Origin of the sequence: Suicoccus acidiformans (assembly GCF_003546865.1) — a bacterium.
In the GTDB taxonomy this organism is placed as follows: Bacteria; Bacillota; Bacilli; order Lactobacillales; family Aerococcaceae; genus Suicoccus; species Suicoccus acidiformans.
Window position 1 is genome coordinate 1,873,329 of sequence record NZ_CP023434.1, and the last position, 23,851, is coordinate 1,897,179.

Annotated in this window: 26 protein-coding genes and 1 riboswitch; of the genes, 1 reads left to right on the top strand and 25 read right to left on the bottom strand. The window is 40.4% G+C overall.

All coding sequences use genetic code 11. The annotated features are described in order from the left end of the window. Nucleotides 1–833: 833 nt before the first annotated feature. From CL176_RS08775 to CL176_RS08795, 5 genes are read right to left on the bottom strand one after another with little or no spacing between them, the layout of a single operon-like run. Nucleotides 834–2,132: a M20/M25/M40 family metallo-hydrolase gene (locus tag CL176_RS08775; RefSeq protein ID WP_118990972.1), complete on the bottom strand. Its 1,299-nt coding sequence runs from the start codon at nucleotides 2,130–2,132 to the stop codon at nucleotides 834–836. 2 nt (nucleotides 2,133–2,134) lie between these two features. Then, a complete protein-coding gene (locus CL176_RS08780) occupies nucleotides 2,135–3,082 on the bottom strand; it encodes a uroporphyrinogen decarboxylase family protein (protein WP_118990973.1) in 948 nt (315 codons plus the stop codon). Between the two features lie 15 nt (nucleotides 3,083–3,097). Continuing rightward, a complete protein-coding gene (locus tag CL176_RS08785; RefSeq protein ID WP_118990974.1) occupies nucleotides 3,098–3,919 on the bottom strand; it encodes a PTS system mannose/fructose/sorbose family transporter subunit IID in 822 nt (273 codons plus the stop codon). Nucleotides 3,920–3,933: 14 nt separating this feature from the next. Then, the gene (locus CL176_RS08790) at nucleotides 3,934–4,779 is read right to left on the bottom strand and encodes a PTS mannose/fructose/sorbose/N-acetylgalactosamine transporter subunit IIC (protein WP_118990975.1); all 846 of its coding nucleotides are present in this window, start codon (nucleotides 4,777–4,779) and stop codon (nucleotides 3,934–3,936) included. 23 nt (nucleotides 4,780–4,802) lie between these two features. Further along, complete coding sequence (locus CL176_RS08795) at nucleotides 4,803–5,729, bottom strand: PTS sugar transporter subunit IIAB (protein WP_162890910.1); 927 nt, start codon at nucleotides 5,727–5,729, stop codon at nucleotides 4,803–4,805. Nucleotides 5,730–5,939: 210 nt separating this feature from the next. Between CL176_RS08795 and CL176_RS08800 the strand changes: the two genes are divergently transcribed. Continuing rightward, nucleotides 5,940–7,148: an NADH-dependent flavin oxidoreductase gene (locus CL176_RS08800; protein WP_118990977.1), complete on the top strand. Its 1,209-nt coding sequence runs from the start codon at nucleotides 5,940–5,942 to the stop codon at nucleotides 7,146–7,148. A 58-nt stretch (nucleotides 7,149–7,206) separates the two neighbouring features. Here the strand turns inward: CL176_RS08800 and cobU are convergent, their stop codons facing one another. The 20 genes from cobU to CL176_RS08900 all read right to left on the bottom strand — a co-directional run bounded on the left by cobU (nucleotide 7,207) and on the right by CL176_RS08900 (nucleotide 23,837). Further along, on the bottom strand, nucleotides 7,207–7,788 hold the full coding sequence (cobU, locus tag CL176_RS08805; protein WP_162890911.1) for a bifunctional adenosylcobinamide kinase/adenosylcobinamide-phosphate guanylyltransferase: 582 nt from the start codon (nucleotides 7,786–7,788) through the stop codon (nucleotides 7,207–7,209). Between the two features lies 1 nt (nucleotide 7,789). Beyond that, nucleotides 7,790–8,593 carry a cobyric acid synthase gene (locus CL176_RS08810; RefSeq protein WP_162890912.1) on the bottom strand — a complete coding sequence of 268 codons (804 nt, stop codon included), beginning with the start codon at nucleotides 8,591–8,593 and terminating at the stop codon, nucleotides 7,790–7,792. A gap of 4 nt (nucleotides 8,594–8,597) precedes the next feature. Further along, the gene (gene cbiB, locus CL176_RS08815) at nucleotides 8,598–9,557 is read right to left on the bottom strand and encodes an adenosylcobinamide-phosphate synthase CbiB (RefSeq protein ID WP_118990980.1); all 960 of its coding nucleotides are present in this window, start codon (nucleotides 9,555–9,557) and stop codon (nucleotides 8,598–8,600) included. Beyond that, entirely contained in the window at nucleotides 9,550–10,422 is an 873-nt protein-coding gene (locus tag CL176_RS08820; RefSeq protein WP_118990981.1) for a GHMP family kinase ATP-binding protein, read from the bottom strand. The genes cbiB and CL176_RS08820 overlap by 8 nt, the downstream gene beginning before the upstream one ends. 78 nt (nucleotides 10,423–10,500) lie before the next feature. After that, a riboswitch (adenosylcobalamin (AdoCbl) riboswitch) is annotated at nucleotides 10,501–10,636 on the bottom strand. Then, nucleotides 10,627–11,187, bottom strand: coding sequence for a histidine phosphatase family protein (locus CL176_RS08825; RefSeq protein WP_162890913.1), 561 nt, complete (start codon nucleotides 11,185–11,187; stop codon nucleotides 10,627–10,629). Its footprint overlaps the riboswitch before it by 10 nt. After that, a complete protein-coding gene (gene cobS, locus CL176_RS08830; RefSeq protein ID WP_162890914.1) occupies nucleotides 11,184–11,939 on the bottom strand; it encodes an adenosylcobinamide-GDP ribazoletransferase in 756 nt (251 codons plus the stop codon). The genes CL176_RS08825 and cobS overlap by 4 nt, the downstream gene beginning before the upstream one ends. A 17-nt stretch (nucleotides 11,940–11,956) precedes the next feature. After that, nucleotides 11,957–13,027, bottom strand: a complete 1,071-nt coding sequence (gene pta / locus CL176_RS08835) for a phosphate acetyltransferase (protein ID WP_118990983.1) — start codon at nucleotides 13,025–13,027, stop codon at nucleotides 11,957–11,959. 21 nt (nucleotides 13,028–13,048) lie between these two features. Next, nucleotides 13,049–13,882, bottom strand: coding sequence for an ethanolamine utilization protein EutJ (gene eutJ, locus CL176_RS08840; protein ID WP_162890915.1), 834 nt, complete (start codon nucleotides 13,880–13,882; stop codon nucleotides 13,049–13,051). Nucleotides 13,883–13,955: 73 nt separating this feature from the next. Continuing rightward, complete coding sequence (locus tag CL176_RS08845; RefSeq protein ID WP_118990985.1) at nucleotides 13,956–14,936, bottom strand: oxidoreductase; 981 nt, start codon at nucleotides 14,934–14,936, stop codon at nucleotides 13,956–13,958. Nucleotides 14,937–14,944: 8 nt separating this feature from the next. Continuing rightward, the gene (eutH, locus tag CL176_RS08850; RefSeq protein ID WP_118990986.1) at nucleotides 14,945–16,033 is read right to left on the bottom strand and encodes an ethanolamine utilization protein EutH; all 1,089 of its coding nucleotides are present in this window, start codon (nucleotides 16,031–16,033) and stop codon (nucleotides 14,945–14,947) included. 26 nt (nucleotides 16,034–16,059) lie between these two features. After that, nucleotides 16,060–16,329, bottom strand: a complete 270-nt coding sequence (locus CL176_RS08855) for a EutN/CcmL family microcompartment protein (protein ID WP_118990987.1) — start codon at nucleotides 16,327–16,329, stop codon at nucleotides 16,060–16,062. A gap of 5 nt (nucleotides 16,330–16,334) precedes the next feature. After that, nucleotides 16,335–16,988 carry a hypothetical protein gene (locus CL176_RS08860; protein ID WP_118990988.1) on the bottom strand — a complete coding sequence of 218 codons (654 nt, stop codon included), beginning with the start codon at nucleotides 16,986–16,988 and terminating at the stop codon, nucleotides 16,335–16,337. After that, nucleotides 16,981–17,607 (bottom strand): PduL/EutD family phosphate acyltransferase, encoded by a 627-nt coding sequence (locus tag CL176_RS08865; RefSeq protein WP_118990989.1) that lies wholly within the window; start codon nucleotides 17,605–17,607, stop codon nucleotides 16,981–16,983. The genes CL176_RS08860 and CL176_RS08865 overlap by 8 nt, the downstream gene beginning before the upstream one ends. Before the next feature lie 14 nt (nucleotides 17,608–17,621). Then, nucleotides 17,622–18,224, bottom strand: a complete 603-nt coding sequence (locus CL176_RS08870; RefSeq protein WP_118990990.1) for a hypothetical protein — start codon at nucleotides 18,222–18,224, stop codon at nucleotides 17,622–17,624. Between the two features lie 98 nt (nucleotides 18,225–18,322). Further along, the gene (gene eutM, locus CL176_RS08875) at nucleotides 18,323–18,607 is read right to left on the bottom strand and encodes an ethanolamine utilization microcompartment protein EutM (RefSeq protein ID WP_162890917.1); all 285 of its coding nucleotides are present in this window, start codon (nucleotides 18,605–18,607) and stop codon (nucleotides 18,323–18,325) included. A 48-nt stretch (nucleotides 18,608–18,655) separates the two neighbouring features. After that, nucleotides 18,656–20,134 (bottom strand): acetaldehyde dehydrogenase (acetylating), encoded by a 1,479-nt coding sequence (locus tag CL176_RS08880; protein WP_118990992.1) that lies wholly within the window; start codon nucleotides 20,132–20,134, stop codon nucleotides 18,656–18,658. Beyond that, on the bottom strand, nucleotides 20,124–20,801 hold the full coding sequence (locus CL176_RS08885) for a BMC domain-containing protein (RefSeq protein WP_118990993.1): 678 nt from the start codon (nucleotides 20,799–20,801) through the stop codon (nucleotides 20,124–20,126). Before CL176_RS08885 ends, CL176_RS08880 begins: the two co-directional genes overlap by 11 nt. 12 nt (nucleotides 20,802–20,813) lie before the next feature. Continuing rightward, a complete protein-coding gene (gene eutL, locus CL176_RS08890; protein ID WP_118990994.1) occupies nucleotides 20,814–21,467 on the bottom strand; it encodes an ethanolamine utilization microcompartment protein EutL in 654 nt (217 codons plus the stop codon). A gap of 17 nt (nucleotides 21,468–21,484) precedes the next feature. Beyond that, nucleotides 21,485–22,447, bottom strand: coding sequence for an ethanolamine ammonia-lyase subunit EutC (eutC, locus tag CL176_RS08895; RefSeq protein ID WP_118990995.1), 963 nt, complete (start codon nucleotides 22,445–22,447; stop codon nucleotides 21,485–21,487). A gap of 28 nt (nucleotides 22,448–22,475) precedes the next feature. After that, entirely contained in the window at nucleotides 22,476–23,837 is a 1,362-nt protein-coding gene (locus CL176_RS08900) for an ethanolamine ammonia-lyase subunit EutB (RefSeq protein ID WP_118990996.1), read from the bottom strand. Nucleotides 23,838–23,851 lie beyond the last annotated feature (14 nt).

Genomic DNA, 23,851 nt, shown 5'->3' on the forward strand with positions numbered 1-23,851 from the left:
GACTCCTTTCGGATTTGTCGTAGAAAGCTGAATGAGTATAGGGCTCCACAGTAAGTACTGTATCTCAGTCTTTAGAAGAGATTGACGGATGGGCTTGCTTGGGGTTGTGCGTCTCGGCTGAGAGAGGTCTTTGGAGGTACTGTAGAGGATAATTGGACAGTAAAGTCGGATATTGTTGTGTAAAAGTGAGTCCACTGGCGTGGGAGAGGTCCATCACGTTAGTCACGAGCAGGTTCAATGACGTGGGAGAAGTCCACCACGTTAGTCACGAGCAGGTTCACTATCGTGGTAGAAGTCCACCAGGTTAGTCTGAGGCAGATTCAATGACGTGGGGGAGATGCTCCACGTTAGTCAAAAGCAAGTTCTATGACGTGGTAGAGGTCCACCACGTTAGTCAGAGGCGGATTCACTGTCGTGGTGGAACCCTACCACGTCAGTCTGGAGCAAGTTCAATAACGTGGTAGAGGTCCACCACGCCAATCTGAGGCGGATTCAATGACGTGGGGGAGTCTTACCACGTCAGTCAGAAGCAGATTCAATGACGTGGGGGAAGTCCACCACGTCAGTCTTGAGCCAATCCAATGACGTGATAGAGGTGCACCACGCTAGTCTGAGGCAGTTTCACTGTCGTGGTGGAACCCTACCACGTAAGCCAGGAGGCAGAATCCTCTGGCGCGCTAAACCCTACCTACCCACCCTTCCTTCATCTATCAAACGAAAAATACCGCTACTGCACCCAGTAACGGCATTTTGAATACTGTTTCCTTTAACCACTCACCAACAAATCGAGCGGCCTTCTCACAAGCGTCAACACCCTGCTTGCTCCGCCCTACCTACAACTCAAAATCCACAAAAGCACAAATAGCTTGGGCGTATATATAAGCCGCGTCTTTGAAGGATTGGATGAGTATGCGCTCATCGGCACGATGGGCGTGACTATGTTCACCAGGAAAGCCTGGGCCGAAGCTGATGCAGTTGGGGAAGTATTTCGCATAGGTTGTGCCAGCAATGGCTAATGGTTCGCTCAATGGGCGACTCACCGGCAAATTGCTCAAGGCATCCTGGTAGACTTCGAGGAGTTTCTGTATTAGCGGATGATCTTGGCTATAGCGGTAGCCTTGGGCGATGTTCTCTCGCGTTATGTGACTTTCTTGGAGTCTGAAAGTCTTCAGCAGTTCGTGTTTAGCCTGGTAAATATCCAGACTTTCTGTAACTCGTATATCCAGGGTCAGCAGAACGGAGTCAGCGTTTGTCATTTCCAATTTAGTCGGCTTGACGACAATTGCTTCATTTGCAAAAGGAATTTCATAAGCCACATCTGCCTGGTAAGGGACCAGGCGATCTAAGAAACTTCCGGTTGCGCCTTTCTTGGCTTTAAATAGCTCCATAATCGCATTCTGCTTGCCTTGGTAGTTTCCTGCGTGGGCGGCTTCGCCTTTAAAAATTTGGCGTTCACCTGCTTGGACGATTTCTGCTGTATCTGGAATAATATTCGTGTCGGTTCCGCCAGACAGCCCCTCCGCATCAGGGTAACCCAAGTCTGCCAAGGTCAGACGAAAGCTAAGATTCCAAATGCTCTCTTCCGCCAGAACGAGCGGAAACTTAGCGTCAGGCACTAAGCCATAAGCTGGCATTTCTTCCTGGTTCGCAAGGTATTTCTGAGCGCAATGGAAATCAGACTCTTCGTCTGCACCGACAATTAAGCGGATTCGCAAGGGAATATTGTGGTCTTGGACATATTTCATCGCATATAAGCACATGACCACTGGCCCTTTATCATCCGAGATTCCCCTGCCGTAAATCGTATCCGCTGTCACTTCACCCAGGGGGTTAAAGGCCCAGGTAGTCGCATCATAGTCGACAATATCCACATGGCCAATGATGCCAACTAAGGGCAAAGTCGGATTACCGATTTCGACCCACGCATAGTAATCATCTTCCCGGTGGATTTGGTGCATGCCTAAACGATGGCAAAGGCGCTCAAATTCATTGAGCACCTCGTGAATCGCTTGGCCGAAAAGGTAAGCACCCGCATCCGCTTGCTTCACCGATGGGATGCGCACTAAATTTAGAACATCTTGAAGCATATCCGCATAATTAGCCTCGACATAGTCTTGATAATCTACTTGCATTATTATGCCTCTCTAGCAAAGGTAGCCGCTGTTTGAATGCGGGCATAATCAATCTCCGTTGGTAAGGTGCAGTCGGCCCCTAGAATAAAGCGACGACCTTGCATTTCATCCAGAATATCACTAACCGCTGCTTGGATATCCGCCTCACTGCCTTCAACCAATACGCCTGAGCGGTCATCTAAGCCGCCGAGAATGACTTTGTTTTCAAAGCGATCTGCCCCCTCAGTTAAGGATAGGCCGGTTTCATAAATAGGCCAGTTCACAACATCGGCTGGGTAGGCGCTGAACCGATCGAAATCGATATTGGTTTTACAAATGTGGAGGAAAATTGGTTTCTGGCGAACTTCTTTCAAGATTGCCAAATCATAGGGCGCAATAAATTCTTCATAGAATTCACGGGGCAGTCGGTCTGCTTCGCCTCCTAAAGCGGCATAGTAAATACCGTCTACAGCTGTCTCTTGAGCTACATTTAGCATATTGATGACATTCTCCGTAGTTGCTTTAATAGCGTCTAGGACGGCTTGCTTATTTTGTTGCGCATGTTCTAAGAGCACTTCCAAAGAACCTGCGTACTTCAAACCGGAACTATGGGACAGGGAGGCCACTAAGCCATGCACCGTTCCAATGGAATAATAGTCGCCGTCCAATAAATCCACAACTCGATTAGAAATCTCGCGCTGCTCAGCAAATAGCGAGTCCTTCGGAGACCATACCGAAATCTTCCCCCAATCGGAAGCTTTCTGGACTGCATCTTTCCGGCGAAACTCATTCTCATTCATCACCTTCACCACGGATAAATCTCCCGCCTGGGCGAAATGCAAATGAGCCTGCGCCTTATCCTCAATACTTCCTTGATTGACCGTCTCATCGAAATGAATCCAAAAACCTGCCGGAACAAAGTCATAGGCTTCCCCATGCATCAATTTAATTACATTCTCGCGCTTATTCATGATCTAACCCTTTCTTTAGAAAATACCGAAGAAGGCGCCCACTAGGCAAACAATCGTAATAATCACCATTAATTGACTGAGTGTAAATTTATCTTTCTTCAAGGCCCAGTATACCAATAAAACCGCTGCGAGTGGCAGTAAACCAGGAACGATCCCGTCTAAGGTTTCTTGGACATTAATGACCGATCCAGATACATTGAATTCAAGGGGTGTTTCCAAGCGGACCATATTCGCAGATAAGGCGCCCATCATAAACATACCGAGAATCGAAGCCGTCTGAATCATGGCATTAATACGACCACTTTGTAGGATATCCATAATAGATTTGCGCCCTTGCTGGTAGCCCGTATGCATAAAACCTAGGCCGACAAAGAAGTGAATGACTGAGAAGGCGACGATAAAGAAAGCCCCTAAGAAATTTCCTGTCACCGCAAAAGAAGCGGCCAATGAGTAGAAAATCGTCTGAATTGTCCCAAAGTCTAAGGAGTCGCCGATTCCTGCCAAAGGCCCCATTAACCCCGATTTAAAGGAGGTGATCGTCTCATCAGGAATATCTTCGCCACTCGCCTTCTGCTCTTCCATGGCGACGGTTGTACCAATGATTAACGCACCCCAAATTGCCTGAGTATTAAAGAAGGCAAGATGTCTTTGCAGGCCATCTTTAAGTCCTTGACTACCTTTACCATATAACTTCTCCAGAATAGGGCCCATGGAAGCAGCATAAGCCAGGGACTGCATCCGCTCAAAAGAGTTCGAAATTTCCGCTGTCCACCACCAACGAAGATATGTGCGGGTAATGTCGCGTTTAGTTAATTGTGTTTTATTATTTGATTCCATGTGTATCCTCCTGACTATTTACGGCCCATCATTTCATCAATAGCGTCTTGATTCGTCCGGCGCGCTGTCTTAGGGCTTACTTCTTCCCTGGACGACTCGGCCGCAATCTCACCGCGCAAACGTGGGAAGCCACCCATGTAACTGATGATAAGTGCAATCATCAAGCCAAAAATGGCCGCCCCAATCGTCGTTAAACCTGAATACTCCACTAAGAAATAACCAATGAAGAACAAAGGTATATACTCTCTTTTGCCAATCATAAAGATAGTCGTAGCAAAACCTAGAGCCGGCAGTAGACCACCCATCACGCTCATGCCATGAAGCACCCATTCAGGAATAATCGTCAGCAATTGATTAATTAAATCCGCCCCGAAATAATTCGCCACAAAGACAATTGGAAAACGCATGACAAAGCCTAGGGCTAAGGGATACCAAGTAGCATTACGCCAAATCCCTTTCACATCACCTTCCACAGCCAATTCATCGGCCCGATGAACAAAAATCGCATTGAAATAACGTCTCAAGTTGTTAATCAACACACCGATAGCACCCACTGGCACTGCCACAGATACCGCCAATTCCACGGACATATCTGACATTAATACTAAAGGCACAGCAATCAAGGCGGCTAAAGCCTTATCGGACGGGATATTCCCCCCTGGAGCTACCAGACCTAAATACACAACTTCAATCGATCCACCGGCCATAATCCCTGTGATGGGGTCACCCCACAATAAGCCAAGGCAAAAACCAATAAAAGTTGGCGACTTCAACATTGAAAATAAGGTATACCCAGCTAAACCAGCTGAGAACCAATACCATAAGCCACTTACAATGGCCATTAATAATACACTTTGCATCATTACCCTCCTCTTAATTCAACTTAATTTAATTTCCCTTTAGCTTCCTGGAAGGTGATACCAGCTTCCTCTGGCACCACTTGAATATAGACCTCCGTTCCTGCCGCTTCCACTAAGTTTAGAATGGCTACGTCAGCTTCGGATAAATTAACCGCTTGAAAGACCATCTGCTTCGTGCCATCGTTAGGAATTCCTCCCAACTGTAAGCGTTCCAATCTCAAGCCCGCTTCATAGGCCCTTTGGACATTCACTAAATCTCTAAAGAGGAGCATTACATTGCCCTTGGGCATCGTCTGATGCTCGTAAGCATAGCCAATCACTTCTGTCGGTGCAACAATCACTTCAACACCTGTCGGCGCTGAAGAGCGATATACTTCAATCATATACTCATCTTGGGCTAAGGCGTCGTCTACAATAATGATGGCCGTAGGATTCGCTATCTTTGACCATTTCGTCACAACTTGCCCATGCAAGAGCCGGTGATCAACCCGGGCAAGAGTAATTTGAGTCACGCCTACTTGACGAGCTGTTTCTTCAGCTTGCGCTAGTGATACCACTGGTTCCAACCTTTCCCCAAAGTCTTCAATGGCCTTTTGCCCTGCTTCTTTAGCCATATGAGATAATTCTGATAAACTCTTTTGATCCAGAAACTCCATCACTTCGACCACCATAGCGAGATTGACACCGGAAATAACTTGATAATTCTTGTACTGGGGCTGGTACTTCATCGCAACGTTATAAGGCGAACCTCCAATCATATCGACAAAGACCAGGGCCCCCTCCTCTGCCCCTTCAATTTCTTCAACGAAACGAGCCTCATAATCTTCAATATGATCCTCACGTCGCAAGGTTAAAGCCGTAATTTGGTCGCCTGCCCCGGTAAGCACTTCAATAGCGTCTTTCAATCCCACCGAGTATTGCCCGTGGGTGGCAATAATGATTTGCTTCATTTGCCTCCTCCTATCTTCCCATAAAATCTTTAGATGATTCATATTATATAGGATATGAACATTCTCTCAAGCAAAATGTCTCATTTTCGTATGAATTAATTTTTTTGAAAGGAAGTTTTTGAGCTTATTATCTGCTTTACCGTCTTCAACATCTTGTTTGTTCCCTTTCTAGCACTATGTTATACTGAAAAAAACGCTTAGGAGGTCCCTATGAATCCCAAATATCAACCACTCTTTGAGCCCCTTACCCTACCCAATGGCATTCAATTAGCCAACCGTTTCACTTTAAATCCTATTACCACGAATGCCTCCACGGCCGAAGGCTACGTGACAGAAGAAGAGACCCGCTACGCAGAACGGCGCAGCAAATCGGCCCCCTTGCAAGTAACAACGGCTGCCTATATTGAAGACTATGCCCAACTCTTCGAGTTTGGTCCAAGTGTCCGCGATGACTCCTTCATCTATGGCCTATCCAAGCTGGCCGAATCAATGAAAGCCGGCGGTGCAAAAGCTATCTTGCAATTGACCCATGCTGGGCGCTTCGCCAAAGTGTCCTTAAAAGACTACGGTGTCGTATACGGCCCAAGTTACATGCGCCTGAAATCTCCTATGGAACACGATGTCTTAGAAATGTCACAACGCAAGATTGAACACGTCATCCAGCAATACGGCGAAGCAACCCGCCGAGCAATTGAAGCAGGGTTTGACGGTGTGGAAATTTCCAACGCCCAGAGACTGCTCCCGCAACAATTCTTCTCAACTTTCTCCAATCAGCGTGAGGATGAATGGGGTGGTATCCTCGAAAACCGAGCCCGCTTCGGGATTGAAATAGTCCGAGCGGCCCAAGAAGCTATTGATAATAGCCATAAGAAAGACTTCATACTCGGTTTCCGCGGAACCCCCGAAGAGACCCGCGGGGCCGACGTTGGCTATACGGTCGACGATTTCAATCAATATATCGACTGGCTGCTTGAAGCAGGCGACCTACAATACGTCGCTTTAGCCAGCTGGGGCCATGATATCTTCCGCGAAACAGTTCGCGAAGGTCAACATAAAGGCCGTTTAGTCAACGAAGTTGTCTACGAGCACCTTAATGGTCGCGTTCCCCTCATCGCAACGGGTGGCATTAATTCTCCAGACAAAGCCCTGGAAGCCTTAGGTCAAGCGGATATGGTTGGTATGTCCTCCGTCTTTGTAACAGAACCCGACTTCGTTCAGAAACTTGCAGCAGGTCAAGAAGACGCCATTGACCTAGGTGTCAGCCTTGAAGAATTGGAGGACTTAGCCATTCCCCACAAGGCCTTTAAAGACCTTGTTGAGTTCATGGACTTCGGTGGCTCCTTACCTCAAGAGACCCGGGATGAATTCCGACGCCTATCTGAGCAAGATAGTACGAGTTATTTCAAGGCGTATCAATAAATAATTTAAACCAGCGTATCACAATAAATACACGCTGGTTTTTCTAGCTCTACGCCAGTTATTTTATTTGCACAGGAATACCAGCAATACTGAAATAAACCTCATCAGCTTGTTCAGCTATAGCTTGGTTAATTAAACCTTGATAACTTCGGAATAAACGACTCAAAGCTGATTCTGGAACGATACCTAGTCCAACTTCATTTGAGACAAGCCAAAAACTAGCCTGACTCTTGTCGATAGCTTGGAAAATTTGATTTAATTCTTTTAGAAGATACCCCTCAATGGCTTCAAGTTGTTCTTTTGAATATTCGCTATACTCATGATCATAGCCTGATTGATCAATAAAATAAAATAACTGATTCGTTATCCAGAGTGTCACACAATCAATCAATACTGCCTGATAGCCCTCTAAACTTTCAAGTAACGCTGCGACTTTTATATACTCCTCAAACGTTATCCAGTTTTCTGGTCGACTTTCTTGATGTTTGCGTATTTTGTATTCCATTTCACTATCCATAAAAGCTCTACTTTGTGTTGCAACATAAGCTACTGGATTAAGCTGTGCTGCGACAATTTGCCGCTCTGCCTCACTAGACTTCCCACTTTTGGCCCCACCTGTTATTAGAATTAATTTCCCCATATTAAGCTCCTTCATCAATGATGCGCTCAATGGCATTCATATCGACATGTTCGCGGAACAGTTCTGCTAGACCATCAAAATTAGCTTCCATTTCTAAATTATCCTCTGCTTTCAACCGATAGTCGTGATAAGGTAAAACACCAATGACTGGTATACCAGTTAATTCTTCAATTTGGTCCAAACCACTTTGTAACAGACTAATATCCCCTCGGAATTTATTAATAATAATACCCTTAACTCGACTTCGACTACCTTCTGGCAACAAGGCTAGAGTTCCATAAATAGATGCAAAAACCCCTCCTAAGTCAATATCTGCAACAATAATTACTGGAGCATCAGCAATTTCAGCCATACCCATATTGACTATATCATTTTGATTTAAGTTAATTTCTGCTGGACTGCCTGCTCCTTCAATAATCACTAAATCATAAGTATCCTTCAATTCATCAACTACTTTTGCTAATTCACCTTTTAACTTTGGCTTCATTTCAAAATACTCTCGCGCACTGTAATGTCCTAATAAATTCCCATTAAAGATGATATTCGAACCCGTATCACTTGTTGGCTTCATCAAAATAGGATTCATCCGCACATCGACAGGAAGTTTCGCTGCAAATGCTTGTATCGCTTGCGAATATGCTATTTCTTCTCCTTTTTCCGTCATATAGGACTGGCTATTCATATTCTGAGATTTAAAAGGAAAAATCTTCTTACCTTCCTGTTGAAAATGTCGACAAAGAGCTGAAACAACCGAAGTCTTCCCAGAATCTGATGCCGTTCCTTGAATCATTAATGTTCTACCCATCATATCATCCTCCTAAAATAAAAAATAGAATTATAACAAATATTATAGCTAATGCTGAAGTTATATATAAAATCCGAATCGTTTGAGTGATATCTTCAGTTTGGGAATTTCTAATTGTATCACCAATCGTTGGCTTTTCAACCCATTGACCATGATAATAATGTCCCCCGCCCAACTGTATACCTAAGGCTCCTGCAATGGCAGCCTCTGGATAACCTGCATTAGGACTTTTATGTTTAGCATGGTCACGTTTCATTATTCGCCAAGCCTGCATCCCATCTAATGAAATCAAAAAACTTGATACAACTATCAAAAGCCCAGTAATTCGAGCAGGTACATAATTAAATAAATCATCCATCCAAGCAGAAAATTTACCGAAATGTTCAAAAGTTTCATTTCGATAAGCAACCATCGAGTCTAATGTATTAACAGCTTTGTAAACCAAACCTCCAATAGGACCAAGCAATAATACATATAGCAACGGGGCAATGAAGCCATCAGATGTATTCTCTGCCACCGTTTCGACTGTCGCATGAATTACACCTTCTTCCGTAAGCCTCTGAGTCTCCCGACCAACAATGCGACTTACCTGATGGCATCCAGCATCTAACCCCTCAGTCTCCAGAGTAGCGGCAACTTTTCTTGCTTCATAAGCCAAGGATTTAACACTGAAACAACTATAAATGATATATATTTCTACAAGGATACCTAAACCAGCATGTAACCAATTTGCAAAATAAAGTAGTATCGCACTTATAACAACAGTTAAGCTAACCATACTCAACCATAAAATAATTCCTAGACAAAACTGGATTGAGGGCGAACGATAGCGAAATAAAGTCCATCGCTGATAAGCAACAATATAATTGCCCATTAGTTTAACAGGATGAGGCCAACTGTAGGGGTCTCCTATACATAAATCTAAGCAATAAGCAATTACAATAAAGATTATTCTCTCATGCATTGTTATTTCCCCATTCGATTTGAATTCCTGTATTCGTAATTCTCTGAGGCATTACACACCCATAAAGATGATCTCTGTCAATATCATTAACCAATGCCTCTAAGTTCTCTCGTGGCAAGATTTCACCATCATACCATAAACTCAATGTCGTTCCAGAATGAGCAATATTCAGACCAAAAAAACCAGTATGTTTTCTTAGCTTATAGAAAGATTCAAGGTATGGATATTTTACTCCGCTCAGCCAGGCAGATTGATAAGCTAATTCTGCAATACGAGATATATTTTGTGACTGACAAGCATTGATAAAATCACTTAACAATGTTTGATACGTTATAAAATCCTTGTATTGATTTTTCTGATAGAATTGATACGTATCAATTTCTTCATCCAATAGCAATATCAATAAATCCATTTCTGACACAGCTAAAAACTGCCCCAATATATCACCCTGCATAAAATCAATCAAAGTCAGAGGAGCAAGGAGATTACTATCACTTGGTTCAATTTCTGTTAAAATTTTAAACATCTCTTCTCTAGATAAATTCAATTGAAACCATTCATTTAATGCAACAATTAAACCTGATAAATCTGCAGAAGAACTTGCCATTCCTTTACCAACCGGTATCTCACTCATCATTGATAAAGAAAGCCCTTCACAGGAGATTCCATACTGTTCTTCCATACTAGCTAACAAAGTTCGTGATTTATCACCATTAAGCTGTTGCTTCGTTTGTCCTTGTTGAATAGACACTTGACTATATAAATCCACACCATAACTTGCCAAGAAATGATGTGCACCATCATTTCCTTCAACTAACTCACCACAATGGGCAGGGACTTTAACACTTAATATTTCCCCTTGCAAACACTTCACCTACTTTCAAATCAAAAAAACGGTACCCTGAGGCACCGTTTCGCATCATTCAGTCATAATATCATCAGAAATAGCTTCTTATCTGCCTCGGATAAGAGCCGGATGCTTACGAAAGATCTGACTCCATCCAAAGCGGATGTTTACAGTGGCGGGACCGTGTTGGAATTTCACCAAACTTCCATCGTGTTCAACTATTTACTTAAATAATTCTACACAGATATACTCTCCTTGAGGTATATCAATCGAGAAATAATTCTCATCACTTAGATTATAATACTGCATAAAAATTCTCAACACACCTAAATGACCAACTAATAGTGTCCCCTCAACGAACTCTATCTTTGACAGACATTCTTCAACTCGCAAACGAAATGTCTTATGTTCTTCACCTTCGGGAAACTGAGTATTAAGTGGAGCTTCAATATACGCCCACCAGTGATTATAATCTCTTCTTTCAATGTCATCTGCACTTAACCCTTCCCAAGTTCCAAAGTCTATTTCATTTAAAGCATTATAACTCTCCATATGCAAACATAACTGACCATAACTATCTAGAATTTCTTCAGCAGTTTCTTTAGTGCGCCTTAATCCAGAGGTGACAACTTTTCGAATAGTTAAGCTATCATTTGCCATCTGTTTTCCTATTTGTCTAGCTTGTTCTCGACCTAAATCATTTAAAGATACGTCTAACCTGCCATAAAATTTTCGTTGAGCATTCATATCTGTTTGCCCATGCCGACATAAATATACTTTCATGCTAGAACACCTTGGAAAATCGCATAAAGTATTTGACAAAAGATAGCGCCTGCTCCCATTGTATCTCCATTCATTCCGCCAATCTTTCTATATATAAGCTGGCGATAAATTAAGGTTGAAAAGGCAGCTAGCAAATAAGCTACTAATGCTTGCCAGTCAATTGCTAAAAATAAAAATAAACTTACAGTTACCTGAACAAGAAATATTTGCCAATTTTGCATTCCTTCAAAATAGGATCCTAGTCCACTTTTACTTTGGCTCACATAAGTCACTTTATAATAACAAAGACTTAATCCTCCACGTACAACTAACCCATAACTCATCACAATAAGGGCCTCATGTAATAAAGTTACTCTATTAGCTAAATCAGCAGAGCCAAACTGCCATAAAATCATAAAGTAAAAGATTAAAGCTATTGTACCATTACTCCCCATTCGAGAGTCTTTCATAATCTCTAGAATACGTTCCCTGGGTCTAGATGAAAACATACCATCTGCCATATCTGCGAAGCCATCATGATGAAAACCGTTCGTTAAAAGTACATCAACGAACAATGTTAAAAGCCAAGCCCCTTCAATCGTGATAAAAATGCGCAGAATACTATAAATTATCGCGAGGATACTCCCATACAATAAACCGAATAATCCTAAATACTGGACGCCTCCTCGCATCGTCTCATTTACATCATTAATCTGATAATTAATAGGAATCACTGTAAAAAATTGGAAAAACAAGATAATTGATTTTAGCATGAGACTCTCCATTACTACTAACTCACTAGATCACTGAAAACCTCACGTATGACTTCACGAATCAATTTCTTAAGCTCATCCTCACTAAGATGACTATAATTATTCTGCTTAGAATCTTGGAGACTTTGACTCGCAGTTACAATAGAAATATTATACACATCTTCAATATTACACCCTCTAGACAAGTCAGAAATCGGCTTTTGTAGGCCTTGAAGAATTGGCCCAATAGCTTGATAGTTTCCGAAGCGTTGACCGATTTTATAGCCAATATTACCTGATTGTAAATCGGGGAATATTAAGACATTGGCTTGCCCAGCTACCTCAGAATCTTTTGCCTTACTTTTCCCTACACTTGGTACGATTGCTGCATCCAATTGAAGTTCACCATCAATCTTTAAATTAGGAGCGATTTGTTGAGCAATTTTTGTTGCTTCAACCACTTTATCCACTTCAGGAGAATTTGCTGAACCTTTTGAAGAAAAACTTAGCATTGCAATACGTGGGACTAAGCCAAATAATTCGGCCGTTTTAGCTGTTTCGACAGCAATTTCAGCCAACTGTTGTGCATTAGGGTTAATATTAATAGCACAATCTGACATGATATAATTTTCTCCATTATTATCCGGATTTAACATAAGAAATGCACCACTAATTAATTGTACACCTTCACGCGTTTTAATTATTTGTAAGGCAGGGCGCACTGTATCACCTGTAGTATAAACTGCACCACAGACCATTCCATCTGCTATGCCTTGATAAACGAGCATTGTTCCGAAATATGCTTTATCTCTCAAAATTCCTCGTGCTTGATTTTCTGTTGTCTTACCATTTCGTCTAGCAACAAATGCTTCAACCATACTATCAAAGTCAGCATATGTATTAGGATTGTAGATTTGCATATTGTCTACGGAAACTCCATATTTACGGCCTGCTATATTGATCTCTTCTTCGTCCCCAATTAATATTGGTTGAATAAGATTTTCTTGATATAAGCGACTGACAGCTTTCAATATCCTTTCATCAGTTGCTTCAGGATATACGATGCTTACCTGTTTCCCTTGAATCTTCTGGGCAAGTTTATTTATCATAATAACCTCCTTCAAATATCACTAATTTCGATTACTCAATGCTATTCCAATAGGTGTCACTAATTCTGGGTGAATGGCCTTGATAACTTTACGATTCAAATACTTCTCCAATACAGATTCAAAGCCTCTAATACGACTGGCTCCTCCCACTAAATAAATAGACAAATCATTAGGAGCTTGACTTGCAATGATTGCCTGCTCAGCAATATGCCCAATCTTTTCAATTACTGGACGAACAATTGCTAGCAATTCACTCTCTTCGGCATGTTTACGCTTGAATTGTTCTGCCTCTTCAAGTCTTATACCTTGATTACCAGATATCACAAGGGACAAATGGTGTCCTCCGGTAGCTTCATCTAATACATGTACAAGTCTTCCATCAACAATGGTCGCTATACCTGTTGTGCCTCCACCAACATCTATAATATGTCCATTTTGAATATCCAATGCCAAGCTTGCTGCTACAGGCTCATCAATAATTTGATCAACTTCTATCCCTAAATCTTGAATAATATTACTGATGACAGATTTATTATTGCCAACTGTGCCTGGGGGTACAGACCCTGACATGACTTGAATCGGACGATTCAAGATTGCTTCAGCTTCTGCCAAGAGTTTTCGGTAAATACTTATAGCTTCACTATAATTCACTAAAAGACCATCCCGAACCACATTTGCCTCTTGTAAGCCAACATATAGTGGTGTTTTTTTATCGTTAAGAATAACTAAGACTAAGGAGGATGTTCCTACATCAATGCCTGCATAGATTTTATCCGACATTTCAGGTTTTGTATAATCTTTTTGATTGACAATAGCATGCGCTTTTTTGAATATTTCTATAGATTCTTGCTTCACAATATAATATCCTCCTTATAATTAGTTATTGAATAATCTTAGCTAACCAAATATCAGCCGAAAATAATATGTATTATCTCCCAGTCTGCAAAGCCCATGATGAATTTTCAATTCCAGCTCGAGCCACAGAGACTAATGGATATTTCTCTAAAACTACTTCCAAGTCTTCCTTACCCTGAATTTGACCACAAAAGATAACAGGAGTCGAAAGATCCCATTTTCTAATTTCTTCAAGAAAAGTTACGCCCTCTTGAGACTTCTTTTTATAATGTGATAATGAAATATGGTAATAACTCAGTACATTAGAATCAAGTCGCTTAAGCAAATATTTTGTGCTATCAATTCTTATTCCAGGCTTTTCATATTCTTCTGGGGAGAAACGATAACCAACAATAAAATCTTCTCTGTTTTCTCTGATGAGTAACTCTTGGATTTTTTCCAGCAATCTCAAAACAAAAGTCATACGTGCTTCACGACTTCCACCCCACTGATCAGACCGTCGATTCGAGTGAGGAGAGTAGAATTGTTGAACCAGAAATGTGTTACCACCTTGCAACTCCACTCCATCAAATCCTGCATTCAAAGCCATCTGAACACCTAAACAAAAATCAGTCATAATTTGTTCAATTTCACTATCAGAAAGCGTTAATGGATAAGAAGCATACTCTCGTAAAGCTTTAATTGAGCTAGGTGCTACAGGCTGAGAACCATTAATATAGTCTGGCATAGCCATGCGGCCTGCATGATAAAGCTGCAATACTGCCTTCGTACCCTTTGAATGTAATAACCTCGCCAGGCGTCTTAATCCTAAAATATTTTTGTCATTGTAAGTATTCCAGCTTTGTTTAAAGCCCTCACCCAAACTAGATACCGCATGCGAACCAACTATTACCATGCCGTAGCCATTGGCCACAGTATCATAAAAGTGAAAATCTTTATCCGAAATAGAACCATCCTCGTTAGCAGAATTCGTTGTCACTGGTGCAAACACTAGTCGATTCGACAACGTCACATTTGTATTTAATTCATAGGAAAGACTACATGGGTTTATCATAGTAATGCCTATATCGTTGTAGTCTTTTCATTACGTAAGAAAAACATAGCAACCATAATTGCCGTAATACCGCCTACTAGCTTAGCAATAATCATAGGAAATATTACATTTGGTGCGACTCCCCCTGTAAATCCTAAATGGTCACCAATTGTAAAGGATGCAGACACCGCAAAAGCAGTATTAATGACTTTCCCTCGATTATCCATTCGATCCATGGTTCCAAACATTGCAATATTGTTTGCCAATGATGCAATTAGACCGGCCGCTGCAACTTCATTCATACCCAATTTGTCGCCAACTGCGAGAAGTGGTTTTTGGAAGAATTTAGTAATGAGATACACTAATCCATAAGCTCCCGCCAAGGTCACTGCAATACCCCCAACTGTCTCAAATGCTACACCAATACTCTCTTGATTTTCAAAAAATTTTACCCCAGTCAATAATTCTAGGCCTCCAATTGCCAGTCCGATGGTGGCAATCGCTTCAACAATTCGACCAAAAACAATAAAAATTTTGATAACCGCATTTGCGGCTAGAGCAAGGCCAATTGCGATGACTAAAGCAAGAATAATAATTGGAAGTAAATTCTTAAAAGTGGTAACAATGTCTAAGCCGAGCATTACCCCTCCAACAAATGCACCTATAGGCACTGTAATGATTCCACTCAGAATACCCCTGGCAAAATACGAACGATCTCTTTCTTCAATGGCTCCTAAGCCCACGGGGATAGTAAATACTATAGTTGCTCCCAATGTTGCACCAAGAATTAAACCTGAGAAATTAACAATCTTAGGATCCGCTGTAAGCTCTTGCGCTAAGAAATAAGCTCCCATATCATTAGCTAACAGTGAACCAGCAAACATAGCAGGATCCGCGCCAAAGAACTTGAATACCGGCACGAGAATCGGACTGAGCCATTCTGCAAGTTTCGGTGCAAGAACCAAGATACCTGCCATAGATAGCATCAATGACCCCATGGCCATGATGCCTTCATCAAATTTATCTCCTAGACCAAATCGTCCTCCAGCAATTTTGTCGACAGCGCCTAAAATCATTATTACGGCCATTATCCATAGAATAATTTCATTAATACTCATATTTATCTCCCTTCAAATCACCTTCACTACTCTGCAAAATCTACCTTATCTATAATTCCAACAATTACCATATCTGCTGGAATATTATCTCTTGCAAAAGAAATCCTCGCAGAACTCCCGGTAGTTATCAAAACATGATCACCTACACCAGCTCCGGCATTATCTGCTGCTACAATCAACTTATCGTCATATACTTCTTCTTGCAACCGTCTTTGGCAAACCATCAATTTTAATCCATTTAATTTTTCGTCTTTACGAGTTGCCCATAGGTTCCCCACAACTTTTGCTAAAATCATACTAATCACACTCTTCTTTCAATCTTAATTTGTTTTGTTTTTAAATAGTCTTGAGCAAGAGCGGTTATAATTACTTTTGGATTTACTACCAAGGTATTCGAAGGAAAATCCATCTTTTGGACATCTTCATAAGTAATAAGTTTCTTTATAGGAAGTCGTTCACTACTAGATATTTTAATATCTTTAAACTGATTCTGACTTACTCTATCTTGAATTTTAATGCCAAGACGACTTAATTCATTGACATAACCCTGATATTTAATCCGTAAATGTCTGTTGTTAATTCTATTTAGAAGTGGTAACCCTGATTTAAGCAAAATAATATTTTTATCATGATTTAAATGTTCAAGTATAATTCTTTCTTCCTCATTTACCGCTAGTAACTGAGCTAATCTTGGAAGTGATAAGAAAGGAAGCTGGCAAATAATTAACTCCTCAACTAAATGTCCTTCTCTTAAATCTTTATAAATGTATCCATGTTCATCAAAAACTTCACAAATACCTGAATCTAAGTTATCTCCGATGAAGCCATATGTTAATATATCTTCATCTTTCGTTTTAATGGTATCGTCTGTCAGATTCGTTTCATTTATCTTATCTAACAATTTGGCATAGACTAGCTCAACCATCTCATCAAGCTTATGCTCTAAGTCAGTCATTTAGCTTCCCCCTTTCTATAATAAAAGCTTGAACACCGGGACGGTATGCGCATGCATGCCCTTCATCAACATCAATATGGAAAATCGTGTTATAGTTTTCAGATACTTTACAAAGAACATCCTTGAAAACTAATGAGCGTGCACCCTCAACACAAACACTAACTCTTTGACCATCATGAACTTTTAATTTCTCAGCATCTTTTGATTTTACACTGAGGTGTCTTTGAGCTGAAATAACACCCTGTTCAAGATAAATTTCTCCCGCAGATCCCACTACCAAAATCCCCGGGCTTTCTTCCACCTCTCCATTCAAACGAATAGGGACCTCTAAGTTTAATTCAAGCGCTTGACTTTGAGAAATTACTACTTCGTTATAAGTACGAGCTGGACCTATAACAGGAATCTTATTCAAAACTCCATCCGGCGATACTAAACTAACATGATTATAAGATAGAAATGTCCCTCGCTCTGAGAGGTACTTATAAGGAGACAGATGATGTCCTTCACCAAATAGTAAATCTAAACTTTCTTGGGTTAAATGGACGTATGAATCGCTAACTTCGATATCAAATGTTTGAGCTAAGCGTTCTTGTACCTTACGCACCACGATGTCAATCATCTCTTCGATTGGTCTCACCTCATTCTAATTAACTTTAATATCAATAACTTTACAGTATCTAGTAGCCAATGTTCAATGAGTTCTGCTCTAGAATCTTGGAAATTTAAACCTACTATTTCTATTTCATTTTGTAAGCCTAATAAATCTAAATACCATTCTGGAGCTTTATAATCTAAAGGTATATTTAAATCTTCAAAACCTATATCTTCCTTATTAGATTCATAAAAATAAGTAATATCTTCGGTCAACTCCCTAAATTCCACTTTACCCGAGCTTACTTGATAAACCTTATCTAAGGACACAAGTAATTCATTTAAACTCTCAACAAAAATTGCCTCAGACCAATATTTCCGTTGACATTGAATGATATTTAGTTTCAATTTCTGATAATAGAGTTTAAAAAAACGTTTGTTCGAATTTTTTATTGAAATATCATCTAGCTCTTCCGCTCCTTCAATTGTCTCCTCATTTATACGAATAACGATATTTCGCTCATTAATAAAAGATTTGGCAGAAGGCGTCAGTAAAACATCAGCAGGCAAAGTGATCGATCGTTGACTTTGATAAGCAGAAGATTTAATAATTTGCCGCAATTTCTGTTCTGTTAAAACTTGCATGGCTTCACTTCCTAAAAAAATATGACTGAAACAAACAAATGTCTCAGTCATAAAAAATATCGTGCTTTAATTTTAACTGAGTGAATATATATAAATTATTATTCACCTTTGTTGATTGATGGTAAAATAGCGTCAACTTCAGCATGAGGACGTGGAATAACATGAACAGAGATTAATTCTCCAACTTGCTCAGCTGCTGCAGCTCCAGCATCCGTTGCAGCCTTAACAGCTCCTACATCACCACGTACCATAACTGTAACTAGACCCCCACCCACTTGTTCTTTACCAACAAGTTGTACGTTTGCAGCCTTAACCATTGCATCAGCAGCTTCAACTGCCCCTACTAAACCACGAGTTTCAATCATTCCTAATGCGTTATTCATAATGATTTCCTCCTAATATTTTATAAATTTTAATACGCTTTAATTATACTATGCTTGAAGCTTTTCTAAAACTTTTTCTACCAATAAATCAATTAATTGATCCTTAGAAATTTTATCGTCATTAATACTATCATCAAATTCTTTATTCAGTAAGTTCTCTTCTTCTAAAATATCACCTAATTCTTTTGTTCCTTTTGCAATCAAACGCGTATCAAATAAGTTCAATGGGCTAACGTTGTCGGACGTCGAACTTCCACCGATAGAACCACAACCTAATGTTAAGGCAGGGAAAATATCAGTACTAGCACCAATACCACCAAATGTAGCTCCAGAGTTCACTACTAGTCTAGAAACTGGAGCGCATAATGAAAACTCATCGAGAACCTTTTGATCCTCAGCATGAATACTCATCGTATGTCCAGCTCCTTCCATTAATAAAATATTAATAGATAATTCTAATGCTTCTTGCCATGTATCTACGGTATAGAACCCAAGAATCGGTGCTAATATTTCACGAGAATAAGGTACTCGCCCACCGTAGCGTGTCTCTTCAGCAAGAAGTAAATTAGTCTTAGCAGGCACATCGATACCAGCTAATTCAGCAATTGCTGTTGCTTTCTTCCCGACAACAACTGCATTCATACGACCATCAGGTCTAAGCAAGAATTTCTCTAATTGCTTGGCTTCCTCTTCATTTAAAAAATAAGCATTTAGTTTTTCAAACTCTTCTTTAACTTTCTGCTTATTTTTCTTTTCAACAATAATTGATTGTTCGGATGCACAAATTGTTCCATTATCAAATGTTTTGGATTCAAAGATTCTACGAACAGCAGTAGGAATGTCAGCACTACCATGAATAAATGCTGGACCATTACCAGGCCCCACACCGATTGCTGGTGTTCCAGATGAGTATGCAGCTTTAACCATTGCAGACCCACCTGTTGCTAATATTAAATCTGTATTCTTATTCTTCATTAGCTCATCTGTCGCTTGCATCGTGATATTCTCAATGACAGAAATAGTTCCTTCAGGTAGTCCAATTTCACGCCCAGCATCATTCAACACCTTAGCTGTTTCAATAATACACTTTAGTGCAGACGGATGCGGTGAAAAGACTATCGCATTTCCAGACTTGATGGCAATAAGTGATTTATAGATAACAGTAGATGTAGGATTGGTCGAGGGCACTAAACCAGCAATTACTCCTTTGGGAACAGCAACAGTTTTAACTGTATCTGTCTCTTCAATAACATCAATGGTTTTCATTTCTTTCATTGCATCTGCTACCGTTTTAGAAGCGAAAGCATTCTTAATTAATTTATCTCTTACATTCCCAAATCCAGTCTCTTCAACTGCCAATCTTGCCAATCGCTCTCTTTCAGAGTAAGCAGCCTTAGCTAAAACTTTAATAATTGCATCAATTTCTTCCTGGCTCTTCTGAGCAAGCTCTTTTTGAGCCTTTTGAGCTTTTTCCAGAAGATTTCTTGTTTCTTCAATAGAAACTAGATCTTTGTACTTATTCGTCATCCCTTAATACCCCCTCAGCCAATAATGAATCAACTAATTGTTCCTTCGTAGCATATTTAATCTCAGATTTCTTCAAACTTTCGATATTACTTCGATAAGCTAATGTTCTTAACTCGGTTACTTTAAGTTTATGAAGTTCCTCTTTTGTATATTTTTCTCGAGTTTCTTCCAAAACTTTATCATCTGCTAATATCTCATCAGTGGCTTCCACTTCCGATGTGACCTGAGTATCCTCAGTGCTATATGAACGCTCTATCTCATAGTCATAGTCATAGTCATAGTCATAATCATCATCAGCAGCAGCGCTTTTATCAACTAAATTTATTTCTTGCTGACTTTCCAAAAATGACTCTGAGTGTATCTCAGGCTGCTTCATCTGATTTCGTTCAGAAATATCTCTATCCAGCATTTCCTTGACTTGATCATCTAAACGGGGGATAACATTTGTTGAGCGTAAAGCTCCACTATGTTCAACCGCCGTTTTTCCAGCATCGACAGCAGCTTGTACAGCGGCCACATCTCCGTACACCATGATGGTGGTAATACCGCCCTTAATTTTCTGACTATCAAGTAAGTGGACGTTTGCCGCCTTTAAAGCAGCATCACAGGCTACGATTGCTGAGAGCTTTCCTTTAATTTCAATAAGTCCTAGAGCAATGTTGGCCATTCAAATTCCCCCTTAATATACTAATGGGTTACTTGCAACAGCTTTTACCGCTTCAGCAAATGCATCACAGGCTGCTTGACAAGCAGATTGGCTTCCCGTTAGCAAAGCTCCGCCAAAGTTAGTCTCTGTTGGTGGTTCATAGAACACCTTAATTTCGACGTCTGCTGCTTTCAAAGCTGCGTCCACCCCAAAAACAGCTTCCAATGGAGGTGCAATTAGATAGGCAATTGCCTGCCCTTCAGACACTTCTGCCATTTCCGATAAATAACTTCCACTTCTTGAGACATTATGCGCGAAATAAATAACCGAATCATCATCATTAGCACTTACGAAATGAGCCTCTTCTTCAATAAAATGTACTGCAGCATCTAACCCGGCTCGAACCTCAGCTGGAGATGGCCCAGCTAAAATCCCAATGACTTCCCCTGCTAACGCAGTATTTGCATTATCTGCTCCAGCATAAAAACTTGAGCCATATACTACATCAACTGCCGCTTTCTTAGTAGCTTCGTCTAAAGCTACGTAAGTTACATCATCTGAATCACAAGTTAAAATACCGATACTACTTTGGTGATCTTGCAAGTTCAGTTTTTCAGCTAGACCTGCATCCACATTAGGAATCATCCGAACTGAAAGAACATTCGCTTTGATACGATCATTAATCATAGATTGTTGCCTCCTCGTTATTGTTCTAAACTAGTCCCTGATGCTTTCTGTTTTAGAATTTGTTCAATAATATCTGCAATATACGCACCTGCTTCTACCGCCGGTGTTCCACCGTCATGAATGTTTGAAATAACTGTCCGTCCAGCTTCTGGCATTCCAACTGTCGGTCGATATGCAATATAGGCACTCATCGACTCAGCTGTTACCAAACCAGGACGTTCTCCAATCAACATACAAATGACATTGGCATTCGTAATATCTCCGATTTGATCCATGGCAGGAACGCGGCAATGTTTTACAAATAATACATCTCCAAAATCAAGATTATGAGTTTTTAAGCCCTGTCGAATCGCTGGTAGAATGTCACGAACATTGGCTTCGATTGCCGCAGAAGATAAACCATCTCCAACAACCACAACCACATCTGCATTTTGTGGAACAACTTCTTTAATTTTTTTCGCTGATTCTTCAGAAAAGACGCGACCTAGGTCAGGACGCTTTAAGTATTCGTCCTTATCTTGACAAACAGTTTCTAATGGCACTAAATTTAAATCTTTAATAAGCTCTTCATCAACATATGAATATACAGCATCTTGCGCGGCCGCATGGTCTGCTCTAAAACGAAGAACAGGTTGTGTTTTATATCGACTTCCTGCACGTCCCATCCCTAGACGCGCTGGAGTGTGTTGCTTAATTCTCATGTAACCTTCTTCATCTTCAGCATTATCAACATAGAAGGTCTCCCGGATGTTTAACTCGGTAATATCATCTAAAACTTCATCAGAAACACTATTTTGTTTTACTTGTTCTGTTTCGTTAGTTGAACCAGCAGGATGATACGTTACTCGTTCTGAAACTTGAATGGTTTCTTTTGAATTAGTTTGCAAACCCGATGCATCTTCTGTTATCTCATCGTTATTACCTGAAGCCATCTCAGTGAGAATCGCTCTAATCATTTGCTTTAATTCTGTTTGTTCCAATGTACTTGCTCCTTTCCGACTTTAACCATTACTTTAAGAAGATTGAAGCATCACCAGCTCGATCAGTCAGGCGACCATCTTCCAGGATTCCCATTTTCTCGCACCACTCTTCAAATTCTTTGATTGGGCGAAGATTAAGTAGTTCCCGAGCTGACACTGTTTCATGGAACCCAGTTGACTGATAATTAAGCATAATATCGTCCCCACTCGGAACACCAATAATAAAGTTTACTCCCGCCACTGCTAGAAGAACTGTTAAGTTTTCAGAATCATTTTGATCTGAGTCCATATGATTGGTGTAACAGATATCACATCCCATTGAAATACCACTTAATTTGCCCATGAAGTGGTCTTCTAAACCTGCACGGATTACTTGCTTAGAATTATATAAGTATTCTGGTCCAATGAAGCCAACCACCGTATTTACAATATATGGATCCCAGTTTCTAGCAAAACCATAACATCTTGCCTCTAAAGTCACTTGGTCAATGCCGTGATGGCCATCAGGATACTCTGAACCTTGACCAGTTTCAAAATACATCAAGTTTGGCCCTACCGCTGAGCCTGTCTTCAAGGCCATGTCATAGGCCTCATCGATCAGTTTAGCGTCAATACCAAAGCCTTCATTCGCCCGTTCAGTACCCGCAATAGATTGGAACACTAAACCTGTTGGTGCACCTTTTTCCATGGCTTTCATCTGAGTAGTAATATGAGCTAGCACAACATGTTGAGTTGGAATTTCCCATTTATTAATGAAATCATTAACTTCATTTAAAATTTGATAAGTAGATTCTACATTATCATTTACTGGATTTATCCCAATCGTAGCATCCCCAATACCATAAGAGAGCCCCTCCATAGTTGTGGCCATTATACCATCAATATTATCTGTTGTATGGTTTGGTTGAAGACGGGAAGAAAATGTTCCTTTTTTTCCAATAGTTGTATTGGCAGTCTTTTCAATAATTATCTTTTGAGCTCCAACAATAAGGTCTAAGTTTGTCATAATCTTTGCGACAGCAGCAACCATCTCTGACGTTAGGCCAGAAGAGATACGGCGAATATCATAATTAGTTATGTTTGAATCCAGTATATATTCACGTAACTCTGAGACAGTCCATTCTTTGATTTCTTCATAAACTCTCATGTTAACATTATCGATAATAATCCGTGTAACTTCATCTTTTTCATAAGGAACTGCTGGATTTTCAAAGAAATCTTTCAATTGGAGATTCGCAACAACTGTTTTAGCAGCTACTCGCTCTTCTGCACTTTCAGCTGCAACTCCTGCAAGCTCATCTCCTGATCTTAGCTCGTTCGCTTTACCCATGACTTCGTAGATATTATTAAATTCATAGACTCTACCAAATAATTTTGTTTTTAGTATCATTTCAAACCTCCATT